15 protein-coding genes are annotated in these 16,863 nt (G+C 60.4%); 8 read left to right on the forward strand and 7 right to left on the reverse strand.

Annotated elements, in window-relative coordinates; all coding sequences use genetic code 11:
- Positions 1 to 228 precede the first annotated feature (228 nt).
- The 7 genes from PAF18_RS12310 (at position 229) to PAF18_RS12340 (ending at position 6,612) form a co-directional block, all read left to right on the forward strand.
- The gene (locus PAF18_RS12310; protein ID WP_271116002.1) at positions 229 to 1,245 is read left to right on the forward strand and encodes a LacI family DNA-binding transcriptional regulator; all 1,017 of its coding nucleotides are present in this window, start codon (positions 229 to 231) and stop codon (positions 1,243 to 1,245) included.
- 57 nt (positions 1,246 to 1,302) lie between these two features.
- Positions 1,303 to 1,971 (forward strand): amino acid ABC transporter permease, encoded by a 669-nt coding sequence (locus PAF18_RS12315; RefSeq protein ID WP_271116003.1) that lies wholly within the window; start codon positions 1,303 to 1,305, stop codon positions 1,969 to 1,971.
- Position 1,972: 1 nt separating this feature from the next.
- On the forward strand, positions 1,973 to 2,629 hold the full coding sequence (locus tag PAF18_RS12320) for an amino acid ABC transporter permease (protein ID WP_271116004.1): 657 nt from the start codon (positions 1,973 to 1,975) through the stop codon (positions 2,627 to 2,629).
- A gap of 24 nt (positions 2,630 to 2,653) precedes the next feature.
- Positions 2,654 to 3,448, forward strand: coding sequence for a transporter substrate-binding domain-containing protein (locus PAF18_RS12325; protein ID WP_271116005.1), 795 nt, complete (start codon positions 2,654 to 2,656; stop codon positions 3,446 to 3,448).
- 50 nt (positions 3,449 to 3,498) lie between these two features.
- Positions 3,499 to 4,233, forward strand: coding sequence for an amino acid ABC transporter ATP-binding protein (locus PAF18_RS12330; protein ID WP_271116006.1), 735 nt, complete (start codon positions 3,499 to 3,501; stop codon positions 4,231 to 4,233).
- A gap of 131 nt (positions 4,234 to 4,364) precedes the next feature.
- Positions 4,365 to 5,177 (forward strand): NAD(P)-dependent oxidoreductase, encoded by an 813-nt coding sequence (locus tag PAF18_RS12335; protein WP_271118126.1) that lies wholly within the window; start codon positions 4,365 to 4,367, stop codon positions 5,175 to 5,177.
- 442 nt (positions 5,178 to 5,619) lie between these two features.
- On the forward strand, positions 5,620 to 6,612 hold the full coding sequence (locus PAF18_RS12340; protein ID WP_271116007.1) for an aldo/keto reductase: 993 nt from the start codon (positions 5,620 to 5,622) through the stop codon (positions 6,610 to 6,612).
- A gap of 97 nt (positions 6,613 to 6,709) precedes the next feature.
- Here PAF18_RS12340 and PAF18_RS12345 read toward each other — a convergent pair whose 3' ends face one another.
- The 6 genes from PAF18_RS12345 to PAF18_RS12370 all read right to left on the reverse strand — a co-directional run bounded on the left by PAF18_RS12345 (position 6,710) and on the right by PAF18_RS12370 (position 14,272).
- Positions 6,710 to 8,032: an MmgE/PrpD family protein gene (locus PAF18_RS12345; RefSeq protein ID WP_271116008.1), complete on the reverse strand. Its 1,323-nt coding sequence runs from the start codon at positions 8,030 to 8,032 to the stop codon at positions 6,710 to 6,712.
- Positions 8,029 to 9,765 carry an acyl-CoA dehydrogenase family protein gene (locus tag PAF18_RS12350; RefSeq protein WP_271116009.1) on the reverse strand — a complete coding sequence of 579 codons (1,737 nt, stop codon included), beginning with the start codon at positions 9,763 to 9,765 and terminating at the stop codon, positions 8,029 to 8,031. Before PAF18_RS12350 ends, PAF18_RS12345 begins: the two co-directional genes overlap by 4 nt.
- A gap of 40 nt (positions 9,766 to 9,805) precedes the next feature.
- Positions 9,806 to 10,447: a 3-oxoacid CoA-transferase subunit B gene (locus tag PAF18_RS12355; RefSeq protein WP_271116010.1), complete on the reverse strand. Its 642-nt coding sequence runs from the start codon at positions 10,445 to 10,447 to the stop codon at positions 9,806 to 9,808.
- Positions 10,444 to 11,112, reverse strand: coding sequence for a 3-oxoacid CoA-transferase subunit A (locus PAF18_RS12360; RefSeq protein WP_353620659.1), 669 nt, complete (start codon positions 11,110 to 11,112; stop codon positions 10,444 to 10,446). Before PAF18_RS12360 ends, PAF18_RS12355 begins: the two co-directional genes overlap by 4 nt.
- Positions 11,113 to 11,124: 12 nt before the next feature.
- Positions 11,125 to 13,071: a TRAP transporter permease gene (locus PAF18_RS12365; RefSeq protein WP_271116011.1), complete on the reverse strand. Its 1,947-nt coding sequence runs from the start codon at positions 13,069 to 13,071 to the stop codon at positions 11,125 to 11,127.
- Between the two features lie 70 nt (positions 13,072 to 13,141).
- Positions 13,142 to 14,272, reverse strand: a complete 1,131-nt coding sequence (locus PAF18_RS12370; RefSeq protein WP_271116012.1) for a TAXI family TRAP transporter solute-binding subunit — start codon at positions 14,270 to 14,272, stop codon at positions 13,142 to 13,144.
- Between the two features lie 182 nt (positions 14,273 to 14,454).
- Between PAF18_RS12370 and PAF18_RS12375 the strand changes: the two genes are divergently transcribed.
- On the forward strand, positions 14,455 to 15,381 hold the full coding sequence (locus tag PAF18_RS12375) for a LysR family transcriptional regulator (protein WP_271116013.1): 927 nt from the start codon (positions 14,455 to 14,457) through the stop codon (positions 15,379 to 15,381).
- Between the two features lie 39 nt (positions 15,382 to 15,420).
- On the opposite strand, the gene PAF18_RS12380 is transcribed toward PAF18_RS12375, so the two are convergent.
- Positions 15,421 to 16,812 carry a hypothetical protein gene (locus PAF18_RS12380; protein WP_271116014.1) on the reverse strand — a complete coding sequence of 464 codons (1,392 nt, stop codon included), beginning with the start codon at positions 16,810 to 16,812 and terminating at the stop codon, positions 15,421 to 15,423.
- Between the last annotated feature and the right edge of the window lie 51 nt (positions 16,813 to 16,863).

The raw sequence follows: 16,863 nt of genomic DNA on the forward strand, positions 1-16,863 counted from the left end.
CTCATCCACCATAAGGCAACGGGCGCCTTGAAAATCCCGCGACCTCCTGCCCTTGATGACGACGCGCAAGACCCGCGACTGAGGGTTTGAGTCGATCGCTTGCCGTATCACCTGCGTGATCTTGCCAAGGGTTGCGGCTCTTCAGCTCCGCACCGGGGCGCATATTCGACAGGGCGCTGTCCCTTCTTTTTCGTTTCGCTAAGATCAATGCCTAGATACGGAGGGCTCATGTTAAAGAAAGTGACGCTGGACGAGGTGGCCCGGGCGGCTGGCGTATCGCGGGCTACAGTTTCTCTGGTTGTCCGCAGCTCGCCGCTGGTCGCTGACCAGACCCGCCGGAAGGTTCAGCAGGTATTGGAAGATATGGATTACGTCCGTGACATCGGCGCGGCGCGTCTTCGCAATAACAGCAGCCGCACCGTTGGCATTATCGTCCCGAACCTGGTCAACTCGTTTTTTACGGAGTTTCTGTCCGGCGTAGAGCAGGTGATGTGTGAAGACGATCGCGTCGTGCTGCTTGCCAACAGCCATGACAACACAGAGCGGCAGAACGGAATTCTGCAAAGATTTCGCGGCCATGGCGTCGACGGCGTTATCCTGTGCCCGGCAGAGGGAACGAATCCGGCGCTGCTTGCAAGGATGAGACAATGGAGAATGCCGGTTGTGCAGTCCCTCCGCGAGGTCGGTGACAGGGTCACCGACTATGCCGGCGCCGACTATATAGAGGGGGTCGGCCTTGCTGTAAGGCATCTGATCGACATGGGGCATCGACGGATCGCGTTTCTTTCAGTGAAGGCCAGAACCTCGGCGCGGGAAGAGCGTTTGGCGGGGTTCTTCAAGGTATTGAAGGAAACCAACGCAGAGAGCGCCGGCATTGTAGAGGCGGACCTGACCTGGGAAGGCGCTGCGCAATCGGCGAGAGATCTGTTGGATCTTAGCGATCCTCCCTCTGCGGTATTGTGTTTCAATGATGTGCTTGCAGCCGGGCTGATGCTGGGGCTTCGTCGCATGAATTGCGAACCGGGGCGTGATATGGCGGTGGTGGGGCTGGACGATCTGGCGTTCTCGCAGCTGACCTATCCGCCGCTGACCAGCGTCGCCATGCAGCCCGAAAAGATCGGCAATGCGGCGGCAAGGCTCCTTACGCGGCGGCTGCGCGAGGCGTATGCCGCGCCGGAACGGTCCGTTCTGCCGCCTCGTCTCGTCATCAGAGCAAGCAGCCAGCGGCAGAGTTTACATTTTTGATAGCCTCATTTAGATCGATCTAAATAAGGTGAAACTAGACATCGGCGGGGAGGGCGGATGTATCAGTTCAACTTTCAGCCGGTCTTTGAAAATCTGGACATGCTGCTTTATGGCGCGTGGTTGACCATCCGCTTGTCGCTGACGGCTATGGTGTTCGGTCTGATCGTGTCGGTTCTCGGGGCGGTCGCCAAGACATCAGGCATCCGTCCGCTCCGCTGGCTGGTCGACATCTATGTGGAGGTGATCCGAAACACACCATTTCTGGTTCAGATATTCTTCATCTTCTTCGGACTCCCCGCAGCCGGGATCAATATGTCACCCAATACCGCGGCCCTTGTCGCGTTGGTAATCAACGTTGGCGCCTATGGGACAGAGATCATCCGCGCAGGGATTGAATCCATCCCGCAAGGCCAGATCGAGGCAGGCAAGGCACTTGGTCTGAGCCCGGTTCAGATTTTCCGCCATATCGTGATGAAGCCGGCGCTCAGGAATATTTATCCGTCGCTGACCAGCCAGTTCATCTATCTGATGCTGACCTCCAGCGTGGTGTCGGTCATTTCGGCGAATGATCTTGCCTCGGCAGGCGCCGATCTGAACGCACGGACCTTTGCAAGCTTCGAAATCTATCTGGTGCTGACTGTGATGTATTTCCTTTTGGCCCTCGGATTCTCGACGCTGTTCGGTGCAATTCGGCGGGTCTTTTTCACCTATCCTGCGAGCCGCTGACATGATCCGCGAGTTTTCCTCAGGCGATATTATGTTCATCATCGGCGCGGCCCGGTGGACCTTGATATTATCGGCCATCGCGTTTCTTGGTGGCGCTGTTGGCGGGCTGATCGTTGCGCTGTCGCGCAGCTCTCAACAGAAACTTCTGCGCCGGATCGCGACCGGCTTCATCCAGGTGTTCCAGGGCACGCCGCTGTTGATGCAGCTTTTTCTGGTTTATTTCGGGCTGGCTGTGGTCGGGCTGCCGATCAACCCGTTGCTGGCCGCAGCCGTCGCACTGACCCTGCACGCGAGCGCCTATCTGGGCGAGATCTGGCGCGGCTCCATCGAAGCTGTTCCATCGGGACAGACCGAGGCAGCCACCGCACTTTCGCTATCCTACAGAAACCGGATGCGATACGTCGTGCTTCCGCAGGCAATGCGCCTGGCAATTGCTCCGACAGTCGGGTTTCTGGTTCAACTGATCAAGGGAACTTCACTGGCCTCTATCATCGGATTTACCGAACTGACGCGAGCCGGACAGATTATAAACAATGCAACATTCGAGCCATTCCTCGTCTTCGGAACGGTTGCGGCAATGTATTTTGTTTTGTGCTGGCCGCTGTCGCTACTGGCGCGCCGCCTGGAATCCCGAATGCGCCGAGCCATCACGCGCTGAACGTCCAACAACAAGGAGAGTAAAATGAAACTGAACCGCCGTAACTTCTCTGCCCTCGCCGCTGCAATTTGCATCGGGCTTGCCGTACCCGCCGCCTCCGCAGATATCGAGGCAATCGAAAATGCCGGTGCCGTCAAGATCGGAATGCTTGTCGATTTTCCGCCCTTCGGTATTCAGGATGCATCGGGCAATCCCGATGGCTATGACGCAGATGTAGCCAAGGCGCTCGCCGAATATCTTGGGGTCGAGCCACAGATCGTCCCGGTGACAGGCCCCAACCGCATACCCTATCTTCTGTCGGGGCAGGTCGACGTTCTGGTGGCCTCGCTGGGAATCACCGAGGAACGCGCCGAAAAAGTCGACTTTTCGAACCCCTATGCCGGGATCAGCATCGCCGTCTACGGAGACAAGACGGTAGAGGTCGCCGATGGTGCCGGGCTGTCCGGGCAGTCCATCGCCGTGGCCCGCGCCTCGACACAGGATACCGGCGTGACCGGCGTTGCCCCGGATGACGCCGAGATCCGCCGCTTCGACGACGATGCCAGCGCCGTTCAGGCACTGATGTCGGGCCAGGTCAAGCTCATCGGGCTGTCGAATGTGGTCTTTTCGCAGGTCGGCAGCGTCGCAGGTGATCGCTTTGACAAGAAGTTCGACCTCTCCAGCCAGGTTCAGGGGATCGCCGTCTCGCCAGGGTCCGACGCTTTTCTTGAAAAGATCAACGCTTTCGTAGATCAGGCGAAATCCGACGGCACGCTGGATGAGATCCATCAGAAATGGCTTGGCGAACCCCTGCCCGACTTCGTCAAGAGCGCCGAATGACACGTTACGCCCGGCCTTAACTGGCCGGGCGCCTAGCTGGGGGCCGGACCATGACTGAACATGCCATCATCATGCGCGACGTGAATAAGTATTACGGCGCCTATCATGCCTTGGTCGATGTCGACCTGACCGTTGAACGAGGCGAGCGGATCGTGATCTGCGGTCCCTCCGGCTCAGGAAAATCAACGCTTATCCGCACCATCAATCAGCTCGAGCCGATTGAGTCCGGGACCATAACCGTAGACGGGGTCGAACTGACCGCGGGAGGCGGCAACGTGGCCAAGGTTCGCCAGGATGTCGGGATGGTGTTCCAGAGCTTCAACCTGTTCCCGCATATGACTGTGCTCGAAAACTGCGTTCTGGCGCCGATGAAGACGCGCAAGATAGCTCGGGCCGAGGCTGAGGCGACAGCGCGCCATTATCTCGAACGGGTCAAGATTCCTGAGCAGGCCGAAAAATATCCCGCGCAGCTTTCAGGAGGACAACAGCAGCGTGTGGCCATCGCGCGCGCTTTGTGCATGAAGCCCCGTATCATGCTGTTTGACGAGCCGACCAGTGCCCTCGATCCGGAAATGGTCAAGGAGGTGCTGGACACGATGATCGATCTGGCGCGCGAAGGCATGACCATGATGTGTGTGACGCATGAGATGGAATTTGCCAGGGCCGTCGCTGATCGCGTGATCTTCATGGATAAGGGCGTCGTGGTCGAGGAGAATGCCCCTGAAGAATTCTTTCGTAATCCGAAAAACGAACGGCTGAAAACCTTTCTCGGCCAGATCGCATGAACCGACCGTCGCTGTTGGTTCTCGCCGATCTGAAACCGCAGGAGATGATGTAGCAGCTCGAGGCGGAGTATCATGTCATTCGCGATATAGCCGCTGCCGGCAAAGTCGAAGCTGTTCTGACCACCGGAAGCCTGGGCCTTTCGCGGGCTCAGATGGATGCCATGCCCGCATTGCGGTTGATCGCAGTCAACGGCGTTGGGGTCGATGCAACAGATCTGGCGCAGGCGCGACACCTTGGAATCGCAGTCATCACCACACCCGATGTCCTGTCGATGGCCGTGGCCGAGATGGCTTTGGGTCTTGCAATTGGGGTGGGCCGCCGGATCGTCGGAGGCGACAGCTTCATCCGGTCGGGAAGCTGGGCCGCCGGGGATAAATTCTGGCTGGGCCGCTCGGTCCTGGAGCGCCGGGCGGGAATACTCGGATATGGTCGGATCGGCCGCAGGCTGGCCGAGCTTTTGCGCGGCATGGGGCTGGAGCTATGCTACACCGCCCGCCACGAAAGGACAGCAACGCCGGATCGCTTTTGCGCTGATGCGGTTGCCCTTGCGATGGAATGCGATCTTCTTTTCGTAACGGCGGCCGGTGGCCCCGAAACAGGTGGGCTTGTCGATGCAGAGGTGCTCGACGCGCTTGGGCCTGATGGAATCATCGTTAACGTTTCCCGCGGGCCGGTGGTCGATGCTGTAGCACCTGCGCGCGCCCTGAGACAGGGCAGCATAGCTGGCGCCGCATTGCATACTGACCCCGCATATCGGCTCTGCCACGGTCGAGTCACGACGGGCGATGGCACAGTTTGTTCTCGACAACATTGCGGCTTACTTCGCGGGCCGTCCCCTGCTGAGCCTATCCGAGGTCTGAGTTGCGCTTTCTCGATGTCTGCGACCCGCTTATCGAATTCGGTGACTTCCCGGGAAACGCCGCTGCCTTCCATTGTCGGGTGAGTGCCGAGACACTCGATACAGCGATCTACCTCGCGCGTCCGTCGGCAGATGGTCAGGTCGGTTTTCTCTCCTGCAACGGAAATGACCCCCAAAGCCACTGACTGCGCAAGACGATGCCGGATGAAGGTGCAATCGGTCGGCAATGCAAGAACGGGCAGAGCGAGCGAATCTTTACCTAATGTCGCGAGCATTCGCCCTTTCGTAGCAAGCGTCTCTGAAATTGGTAAATTCGCCTGGACGTAGTTTGGACAATTTCAATCCTATGCTATCTCAAGGGCCTGGTGCCCCCGCCGAGGAGCCCTCCATCGACGCGGCATGCCGCGTGACCGACTGAGGATATTGCTCTAACGAGGATCATCCGATGAAAAGATCGCAGATGACGCAGAAAACCGGCGGGCCGCTGTTGATCGAGCAGCCTCTATTGCGCGGGGAGAACTGAAAGATGAAGACACGCCGACTGGGCAAGGCCGGGCCCGAGCTATCCGCAATCGGTCTCGGCGCCATGAATATTTCGGGCTTTTACGGCCCGGCAACAGAAGAGGAAGCCTTCGCCCTCTTCGACCGCGCTCGGGAACTGGGTATAGACCATCTCGACACTTCGAATGTCTATGGCATGGGCCACTCGGAGGAGGTCATCGGCCGCTATCTTGCCGATCGCGGTCCAGTCTTCCGGCTTGCGACCAAGGCAGGGATCTGCCGCAATGCGAATACAGGCGCACGGTATTACGACAACAGCGTCGCCGAACTGACAAGTTCGATCGAGGCGAGTCTCGCGCGTCTCGGGGTCGATCACGTCGATCTATTCTACGTCCACCGGCGCGAGGCCAATCGGCCTATTGAAGAGGTCACCGATACGCTCGCGACCCTCGTTCGCGCGGGAAAGATCGGTGCCTTCGGCTTCTCCGAGATCGCGCCATCATCATTGCGCCGTGCGGCTGCCGTTCATCCGGTAGCGGCAGTTCAGTCGGAATATTCCCTTGGCACTCGCGCACCAGAGCTTGGCCTCGTTCAGTGTTGCGAAACCCTGGGGACGTCTCTGGTCGCCTTTTCGCCCGTGGGCCGAGGTCTTCTGACCGACACACCGCCGGACCGCGCCAGGGTAGAAGCGTCAGCATTTCTGAAGGAAAATCCGCGCTTCGTGGAACCGAACCTGGGGGCCAATCACGCCGCAACCGACCGCTTCCGCAGCCTTGCATCAGAGATGGGCTTGGCCACCGCAACACTTGCGATCGCTTGGCTGCTACATCGCAGCACGTCTGTGATCCCCATTCCAGGAACGCGAAGCACCGCGCATCTCGAAGAAGTCGCCAAGGGAGCGGCCATCACCTTGAGCACAGAGGATCTCGACCGGATCGAAGAGGCTCTGCCTGTCGGGTGGGCACATGGAGATCGATACTCTGAAGTGCAGTGGCGCGGCCCGGAGCGGTATTGCTGAGTTCGACGGGTTAGCCGAGGCGCATAGCTACGCCTGAACGGTTCATAGGGGCTTGATCGGCATACAGAGTCACCGCCCCTCCAGGCCCTTTCTGATGTCACGCACTAGCGATCTTCGCAATCAAGCCGGAAAGTTGTTTTCGCGGACCCAGCTCGGTGACGCTCTGCCACAGTTCCCGCGCCGGCGCGGCCCCAAGAAGCGTGGCGGATTTTTCGCGTAGCCTTTGCTCGACCTTATCCGGGTCCATATCGGCGAGGATATCGTGAAAGGCCTCATAGCTCCGCCCATTGGCGATGACGGTGATCCTAGCCTGGCTGTCGGTCAGCTCTGGATCGCCGGTGACACTGATCCGGTCGCGCAGCGCGCACAGATCTTCGCGAGCGCATGTTGCATCGCTGTAGACATCCAATGCCGCAGTATCCAGCCCGGCCAGCATCATCGCCGCCGTCAATCGATAGCTGAACTTGGCCTGTAGGCCGGTAGCTGGCTCGGGCTGGTCGCATACCGCAAGCCAGCGAGGGTTGGTTCGGATCTCGGCCTGCTCGACAGCGTCGACAGGCAGTCCCTCAGCGATCAGCCTGCGCAGTGCCTCGAGCATCGCGTGCAAGCCGTGACAGCAGGCATGGAACTTGTAGGAAATGCTCGGGAATATCCAGTTTTCCCCCAGACCATCAAAAGCGGCCTGGTTTGCCTCAGCGGCATGGGTGGGGCCGAAACCTTGCACCCCCTCGATTGCGCTGCGGGTCGAGATTGCTCCGGCCTGCGCCAAAAGCGCACATGTCACTCCCACCTCAGCGGCGAAACCCGCATTCAGCGGCTTTCCCATCGTCCCGAACTGGCTTTTCAGCCCCGCGGCCCGCGTGGCGGTCAGGCTGAATGCCTCGGCCATCCGATCCGTATCGAGCCCGAGTATCCGGCCCGCAGCGGCGGTCGCCCCGAACGCCCCCGAGGTGCCAGTCTGATGAAACCCGGCATCGTAATGCGCCCGGCCGAGCCAGGCGCCGACGCGACATGCGGTTTCGAGACCGATGGCGACCGAATGGATGAAAGCCTGACCGTCGGTGCGACCGATCTCGGCGAGCGACACGGCGGCGGGGATCACCGCGACGCTCGGGTGACCGATATGACCGAAATGCGTGTCGTCGTAATCCAGCGCATGGCTGGTCGCGCCATTGGCAAGAGCAGCCGCGGCTGCGGTGACGGAGCCTCCGCCAAACAGGGTTGCACCAGAGGACAGGACCGCATTCTCTAGGGCCATTTTCCGGACAGCCCGAGCCACCGGCTCATCCCGGCCGGCAATACCGACGGTCGCCCAGTCGAAAAGTGAGAACCGGACAAAGCGCTCCATAGTGTCGTCGAACCGGGGTGCAGCAGCCGCGAAATCTGCCAGACGTTCCGCTATGCTCATGCCAGAAGTCATGCCGGTTCCTTCCCCGAAACATCGCCATCAATTGCTGCGCGCGCCAAAAGCTCCGGCAACCACGCGGGCTCGTCCTCGGCCGGCGCAAGCGGATCGGAAGCGGAAAGACGATGCTGTAGAACCATCTGAGCCAGATGGACGCGGTCCGCGGCAATTTCCGGGTGTTCCTCCGCAAGTTGCGCAGCTTCCCACATCATGAACACAGATGATGAGACATGATACAAAGCCGTCGCCGCGCGGCGCGTCTCGGCTTCGTTTGCCGGCGCATCGCGCCCTGCCACACGCTGCATCAGTGAGATCGCGCGGTGCAGGGCATCGCGATGTGGCTTCGCCAGATCCTCCTCTACCTCGGACAGGCACATCTCAAGGTAATCGCCTAGCGCCGACAAGGCACTTTCTCGCCGCGCCGCCCGCGCCACGTCGAGAGCAACGATATTGCTGGTGCCCTCCCAGATCGAGCCGAGATGCGCGTCGCGAAGGACACGTGCATCGGACCATTCTTCGATATAGCCGCAGCCGCCTCGTACCTCCATTGCATCCCCTGCGACCTTTCGGGCATCGCGACAGACGCGGAACTTGATCAGCGGGGTGAGGATGCGCAGCGCCTGACCCATTGCCGCATCGCCACGGTCGGCCGCATCAAGCACCCGCGCGGTGTGAAACACCATGCTGCGCCCCTGCTCGGACCAGAGCAGCATCTTGGCCAGCTGGCGTCGCATCAGCGGCATGTCGATCAGCCGCTTGCCGAACGCCTTGCGGTTGCGGGCGATGAACAATGCCTCGAAGACCGAGCGCCGCATCAGCCCGGCGCTGCGCACGCCATTGGCCAGGCGCGACATGTTGATCATGTCGGTCATCTGCTTGAAACCCTGTTGGGCATCGCCGACCAGATAGGCTTCTGCGCCTTCCAGCACGATCTCGCCGGACGCCATCGAGCGTGTGCCCATCTTGTCCTTCAGGCGGATGATGCGATAGGCATTCAGCCTGCCATCTGACAAATGGCGAGGCAGCAGGAAGAGCGACAGCGCCTTGGTGCCTTCGCCGCCATCCTCCGGCCGGGCAAGCACCATGGCCAGTTCCGCATCCGGGTTCGAACAGAACCATTTATCACCGTAGAGCCGCCAACCCTCTTCTGTCCGCCGCGCCACCGTCTGGATGGCACCGACATCAGACCCGGCAACCTGCTCGGTCATGAACATCGCGCCCTGAAACAGGCTGTCCATATCCTGACTGGTCAGCCGATCCAGATAGCGATCGATCAGCGTGTTCGAGCCAAATTTGCACAAGGTGCGCGTCAACGAGTCGGTCATGCTGAGCGGGCAGCAGAGCCCGAACTCGGCCTGCACAAAAAGATAAACAAGTGCGTATTTCGCCAGCGGATGCAGCTTATCGGGGTGATCGAAGACACCTGCCCGGTGTGACATGGCGGCAAGACCGAAGTCGCCGAACGCCACCCGCTCCAACTCTTGATAGGCGGGATGTTTCTTGATCCGCTGACATTCGGCACCGGTGCGGTCGCGCAGGATCAGCTCCGGCGGATTCTGATCCGCGCTCAGCGCCAGCTCTTCCAGCGGGCCTCCGGCAAGTGCCCCCATGCGGTCAATCTGCGGCTGTAATGTCGTGCGCAGCGGCTCTGGCAGATAGACTGAAAGCAGCGCCGCAAAGACCGGATCGGCGCGATAGAGATTGCTGCCCCGGCTATCGGGAACATTGCTGATGGTTTCTGCGTGCACCTTGCATCCTCTCTGCAATTTTGCCGCACGGGAGCGTCGCTCAAACGGGCGGCAGAATCCGGGCTTCGGTGACCGACTGGACCTCTTCCAGCGAGTTGCCCTCGGTAAGCTCGACCAGGCGGAACCCGTCCGGCGTCACGTCCAGCACTGCCAGATCGGTGTAGACGCGGTTGACAACAGCCAGACCGGTCAGGGGATATGTGCAGCGCTTCAGTAATTTCGGCCCGTCATCGCGATCAGTGTGACGCATCATCACGAAGATCGTCGGAACACCGACGACAAGGTCCATCGCCCCACCCACCGCAGGCGGGAATTTCTCGTCCAAGGTGGCCCAATTCGCGAGATCACCATTCTCCGCGACCTGATAGGCGCCCAGCACGGCGATATCGATATGCCCACCGCGCATCATCGCGAAGCTGTCGGCATGTTCGAAGAAGGCCGACCCCGGAGCGGTGGTGATCAGCCTTTTGCTGGCGTCGATCAACTCGGGATCTTCTTCGCCCTCGGCCGGGGCCGGGCCGACGCCCAGAACCCCGTTTTCCGAATGATAGATCACCTCTCGCCCCTCAGGCACATAGGTCGAGACATGGGTCGGCTTGCCGATGCCCAGATTGACATAGGCGCCGTCGGGAATATCGCGGGCGACGCGTGCAGCCAGTTCGTTATCGGTCAGTCGGTTCATGGACGCACCCCGTATTCCACGACGCTTTGCAGGAAGATTCCCGGCGTCACCACGGTTTCAGGATCGAGCGGCTCATCCAATAAATGCCGGACCTCGGCGATAGAGTGGCGCGCTGCTGCTGCCATCACCGGATTAAAGTTCCGGGCCGTCGCATGATAGCTGAGATTGCCCCACTTATCCCCCCGCTCGGCCCGAAGCAGCGCGAAATCGGCATGCAGCGGCGCTTCGAGCACATATCCCAACCCATCGATCATCCGGGTCTCCTTGCCGTCGGCCAGACGCGTGCCATATCCTGTGGGTGTCAAAAATCCACCCAGCCCGGCACCGGCTGCGCGGATCCGTTCGGCCAGCGTGCCCTGCGGCACGACCTCTAGCGCGATCTCGCCCGCCTCGAACCGCCGCTCGAACCAGATCGAGCCGGGAGAACGGGGATAGGAACAGATGACCTTTGCGACACGCCCCTCTTTCAGGAGCCTGGCTATCCCTGTTTCGCCAGCCCCGGCGTTGTTCGAGATGATGGTCAGTTCCTTCGCTCCCTGATCCAGCAGGGCGTCAATCAAGCCGAAGGGAATGCCGGAGGATCCGAAGCCGCCAATCATCACGCTTGCCCCGTCGAAGATCGGGGCCACGGCCTCGGCCATATCAGAAACACGTTTGTCTATCATAGCATCACCAAGCTAGGCCCCCGCAGCGCTGCCGTTACGCCGCAGAGCAAGATTGATCCCGATCACCACGACAAGGACAGCCGCACCGATGACGCTGGTCATCAATTCCGGCACGATGACCAGAACTCCGCCAACCGCGGTGGCCACACGGCTGACGATGCCGATCCTGCCGACCTTATAGATCCAGGCCTCGAAGGCAGAGGTGATCGCCCAGATCGCGATCAGCGTTAGCACGATCCTTTCCAGGATCCGAAGCGGGCTTCCATCCATGATAAGGGCTGGATCGTAGACGAAAATGAAGGGCAGGAAAAACAGCGGCATTCCCAGCCGCATGGCGCGGAACCCGGTTTCCATCGGCTTCGACCCGGCAACATTCGCCGCGGTGATCGCCGCCAGCGCCACTGGTGGGGTGATATAAGACAACATTCCCCAATAAAGGATGAACAGGTGGCTGGCGATGGGATGCAGCCCGGCCTGCACAAGCGCCGGGGCCAGCAGGATCGACAGGAAGATATAGCAGGCCGTCACCGTCATCCCCATGCCCAGCACGAAGCTCGTGATCGCCCCGGCGAGCAGCATCAGCGGGATGCTGCCACCCGCGTAAAGCAGCAATTCGCGGGAAAACGCCCCAGCCACGCCGGTATAGGACAGGCCGCCCACGACCAGGCCGATACCGGCCAGCACCGCGACCAGAGCGGCAATGTTTTTGCTGACATCCAAAAGCAGTTCTTTCGCCCGGCTCAGAGTCAGACGGGTTTCCTTGCGAAATGCCGTTGCGACCAGCATCACGGCTGAGGCGTAATAGGGCGAGCGCGCTTCCATACGCAGACCCATCAGCACGAAGATCAGGACGGCGAGGCTCAGCAAATAGGGCCAGCCGGATTTCAGTACGGGCCAGACTGGCGGGATTTCGCTGCGCGGCAGCCCCTCCAGACCGCGGCGGGCGGCATACATGTCGACCTGGAAAAGAAGCGCAGCATAGAACAGCAGGGCTGGAATGACCGCGGCGATGATGATCGAAGAATAGGGCACACCCAGGAACGATGCCATGACGAAGGCCACCGTGCCCATGACCGGCGGCATCAATGTCGCACCGGTCGATGCACATGCTTCGATCGCTGCGGCGTAGCTTGCCGGATAGCCAACCTTGCGCATTGTCGGAATCGAGAAAGGCCCTGAGGTCAAGATATTCGAAATCACGCTGCCCGAGAGCGATCCCAGAATGCCTGATCCCATCACCGCCACCTTTGCCGGTCCTCCGCGGCTGTGGCCGAGAAGCGCCGAGGCCAATTCCATGAAGAAATCGCTGCCCTTGGTCGTCACGAGAACCGAGCCGAAGATGACGAAACCGATCACCAGCTCGGCGACAACCTGCATCGGGATACCGATGATCGATTCGACACCCAGCACATGGGCTCGGATCGTGCCGACCAGCGAATACTCCGTGCCCCATAAGAAGCCTGGCATGGAGTCGGCGTAAAGTGGATATGTCCCGAATAGCAGGGCGGTAAAAAGAAGGATCGTTCCACCCGCGCGCCGCACCCCCTCCAGCACCAGCAGGATCAGGATCGTCGCCATTATGTCGGCGATCAACGGTGCGTCGTATTCCCAACCCTGCTGAATGATCTGCAGCCCGTGATAACCCAGCCACCCGCCGCTGACCAATGCCAGCACCGCCAGCACCAGATTCAGTCCGAATAGCTGCCCCTGCCGCGTCGAACTGATCGGCAGTGTCAGGAACGCGACGGCGAGGAATATGCCAATCAGGTAATAGAGATAGGCGTTGCCCAGCGGCTGAAACCCGAAAATGTTCAGCAGGAATTGCTGGTTGATGGCCATGAAAACACCAACGAATCCCAGCAACATGACCAGCCAGCTTGCGGGTCCGCTCTCTACCTTGGCCGAGGCTGGCGCCGCGGGCACTGCCCCGCCTTGATCGTCGTTACCCGGTAACTTCATGTCTACGCCCTGAACCGAAGATGTCGGCCCCGGCAGGAAGGCTGCCGGGGCGGTCGATATGAAAATCCGATCAGTTCAGACCGGCCACGACTTCAGCGCGACGTTCCATCCACGCGGCAGCAAAGTCTTCCTCCGACAGATCCTCGTTTGCAGGCTTGAATTCGTCCCAAGCGGCAACAAGAGCATCCATCCGCGCCTGGCGCTTCTGGTTCCAGGCGTCATCCTCATCGGTCCAGATACCCTTTTCCTTCAGATACCGGATTGCACCTTCGTGGAACGGCACATCTATGGCCGGCTTTCCGGACACATCGAGCGCCCAGCGGTTCATCGTCGCGGTGCCGTCCTTGTATAGATCGAAAGTCTCGTCCAGTGCCTTGATGAAGGCATAGACCTCATCAGCGGATTTTTCCGCAGTGGTGGTAATCACCGGGTAGCGATAGGCGGCCATCTTGGCGATCTCACCCTCGGGGAGCCCGGCGGCGATGTCCTCATCAGACGGCCCCATGATCGGCAATACGTTGAGAAGCTTCTCCCATCCCTCGGTATTATCCGCCTCAAGCGGTGCGTAATGAATGCCGCGCGGGCTTTCCGCGAGTTCGTAAAGCTGGCTGGTGGTCGGCGTTGTGCAGGTCGCATCCGATTCGTTGCGCGTCATCGACGACATCGCCGAGGCATAGGTCGGGAATGTCACGACCTCGACGTCGTCGAGAGTCAGATCGCCAAAGGCCAGAATCGCCTCGCATTTGACGTTGACCGAGGGGTTCCCGGCAACGAAAGCGATCCTTTTGCCGCGCGCATCTGCCACCGTCTCGATCCCGGCATCCGCGGCCGTGATAAGGGTGATACCCGCTGGCCGCCCGGCCACCGCGCGCAGCTGGCGCGGACCCCAGTCAGGCGTCGCGAAATCATAGGCGCCTTCGCCCATGAAAAACGCCTCTGTCGCCAAGAACGCGTAATCTGCGGTGCCCTGTAGCAAGGGCTGCAGGCGCCCGATACCGCTGCCGGACGGCTGGATACGGACGCGGGTATCGAACTGACGGCCAAATGCATCGGCAATGGCGGAAGCTTCGGCATAACCTGCCGAGCCAACGTCATATGCCGTCCATACCATGGTTTGCGGCATTTCCTGCGCCTGGGCCGGAACGGCCGAAAGCGCCAAAAGGCCACCGAGTGCCACACCAAGATGCTTCCTGGGGTTCATCTATTCCTCCACTTCATATGGAGGTTCGTCGCTACGCCGGTCCTCGATCAACGCCATCCGCTAAGGACGCGCCCATTTATGCAACGTATTCGACGACCTCCTCCCTGAACCCCGAGTGTGTGAGACTGGAAGCTATATTTCAAATGCATTATTAGTATAACTGCCATATAAATTGGGAATAAATGGACCTCAGGCAGCTTCGAAACTTCATCCATGTCGTCGAACTGCGCAGTATCACCGCCGCGGCAGAACGTCTGAACATTGCCCAGCCCGCACTTAGCCGACAGATCAAATCTCTCGAAGAAGAACTGCAGGTTTCGCTTCTGCGCCGCCACGGGCGCGGCGTGATGCCGACCGAGGAGGGCATCATTCTGGCCCGCCGTGCTGCCACGGTGCTCGAAGATGTGCAAGAGCTGGCCGGCGAGATCTCGGGCAACCTCGCGCCGCTATCCGGCACCATCACCATCGGCCTGCCGCCCACCGTCTCGGAGATTCTTGCGACCCATCTGATCGAGCGGACCATGGAGACCTATCCCGATGTTAAGCTGCGGGTGATCTCGGGGTTCAGCGGCCATGTGAAGGACTGGCTGTTGCGCGGCAAGATTGATCTGGGCGTCGCCTATGAAGGGCAGACATCCCCCTCGATCAAGACCCGCCCGATCATCATCGAGCAATTGTTTCTGATCCAGTCTCCGGACGCTGACGGCGCAAAAGAGGGATCGCCGGTAAGCGCGCGCGCCGCGCTCGCGCAGCCTCTGATCCTGCCTGACCGCGAACACGGTTTGCGCGGCCGCATCGAGACGATTGCCCAAGAGGCCGACATTACGCTGGATATCGTGCTGGAAGTGGATATCCTTCCGACCATGCTGGCCTTCGTCGAACGCGGGCTCGGCAGCACCATCCTACCGCGTGCCAGCGTGATACAGCATGTAACGTCGGGGAGGCTGGTCGCCCGGCGCATCGAGCGAAGCAAGATCGACCGGACGCTGATCCTGATGAGCCCGCTGAACCGACCCAGCTCACGGCTGATCAGCAAGTTTGCAGAGTTCCTGACTGCCGAGATCCACTCTCTCGTGACATCAGAGCAATGGCCCGGCACAACGCTATAGGTTACCGCCGCGGCTCTGGCTTGAAAGAATGCGGGCTTGCTAGATCACTCCGCCGAGCATCAGCGACGAAAGCAGCACGACCCACACGATCAGAATGACGAGACAATAGGGCCCGTTCCAGATCAACCCGATCCGCACCGGCGACCGTCCGAGGATCGCGCTTCCAATAGTCAGTGTGGTGATGAATGGCGACAAGCCGATGACCGCCGTCCAGCCCCCTGTGATGGCAAGCGCAATCGCGGCATTGCTCAGCCCTGGCACGGCAAGCTGAGCGGCAATTGCGCCCAGCACGGACGAGACCACGATCGGGTTTACACCGATCAGGCCGAAGCCAACGACAGACACGCACAACCCGACTGCAAGCGCTATCGGAGAGAGATCGAGCGTCAGGATCAGCGCGCGCAGGTCTTCGGCGGGGATCAGCGCCAAGAGCGTCACCGGCAAGAACCCGGCAGAGGCGAAAACCCCGACCTCCGGGCCAAGATCGGAAAGGCGTCGCCAGCTGATCTGTCCGGCACGGATCAGGCTGCCACCAGCTGCCCCGGAAACGCGGCGGCCGACCGCAATCGCCCAGATTGCGGAATATGCCGGCACGGCAATGATGAGCGCCTGCTGAAAGCTTATTTCGCCCAGATCGTGAAGAAGAAAGACCGACATGCCCAGCGCCGCAACATGGCCGACCAGCATCGCCGCGCTGATCCAGCTTCCAGGCGGCGGTCTCTGGCTCGGCAGGCGCATGCCGAGGAAAACCCTGCCCTCGCCACGGTCGAAAGCCCATCCGATCGCAATGAATATAAACGTCATCGCAAAGCCCAGAGGACCGAAATCCGTATACGCAATCCCGGGTATGGTAATGAGGATGGCATTGGTTGCGAAGCCGAAAGGCGACCATAGCGAGATCATCGAAAAGCCGCGGATGACCGCCAATGACATGCGCTTGAGCCGCGCTTCCTGAACGCCGGGCGGCAGATCCATCCGGGCGGGTCCGGTCGCAGAGGTTTTTGCGATGTCCAGCAACAGCGCCAAACCCCCGAAATTGATCAGCACCCCGAACAGATGGCCGCCGAAGGTCATTGCGAGATAGCGGCGCGAAGCAGGCTGGCTGGTGACGAATTGTCCGGCCTGCGCCACTTCCGGGGCCATCGCCGCAGCCGAACGCAGCGTGCCCAGCATCGCTATCAGCGCCGCCAGAAAAACCATTCGATCCGACGCCTGCCACAGCACCTCAGCCTCTGTTCCGCGCCAGAGCGCGACCACAAGCGCCAGAGCCGACAGCAGGACCGGCACCCATGTGCCGATGGTGAATTGCGGCCAGGCAAGAAGCAGATAGCACAGAACGGCCACCGCAGCGGCGGCCAGCAGGATCTGCATCTGAACGAAGATCAGCGTCACCGCGCTCAGCATGACGAAAAGCATCAGCGCTCTGCGCATGGAAACCAGATTTCCAGAGACGGACCCAGACCCGGAGCGGCGAGACCCAGA

This window comes from Paracoccus sediminicola (genome assembly GCF_027912835.1).
Taxonomy (GTDB): domain Bacteria; phylum Pseudomonadota; class Alphaproteobacteria; order Rhodobacterales; family Rhodobacteraceae; genus Paracoccus; species Paracoccus sediminicola.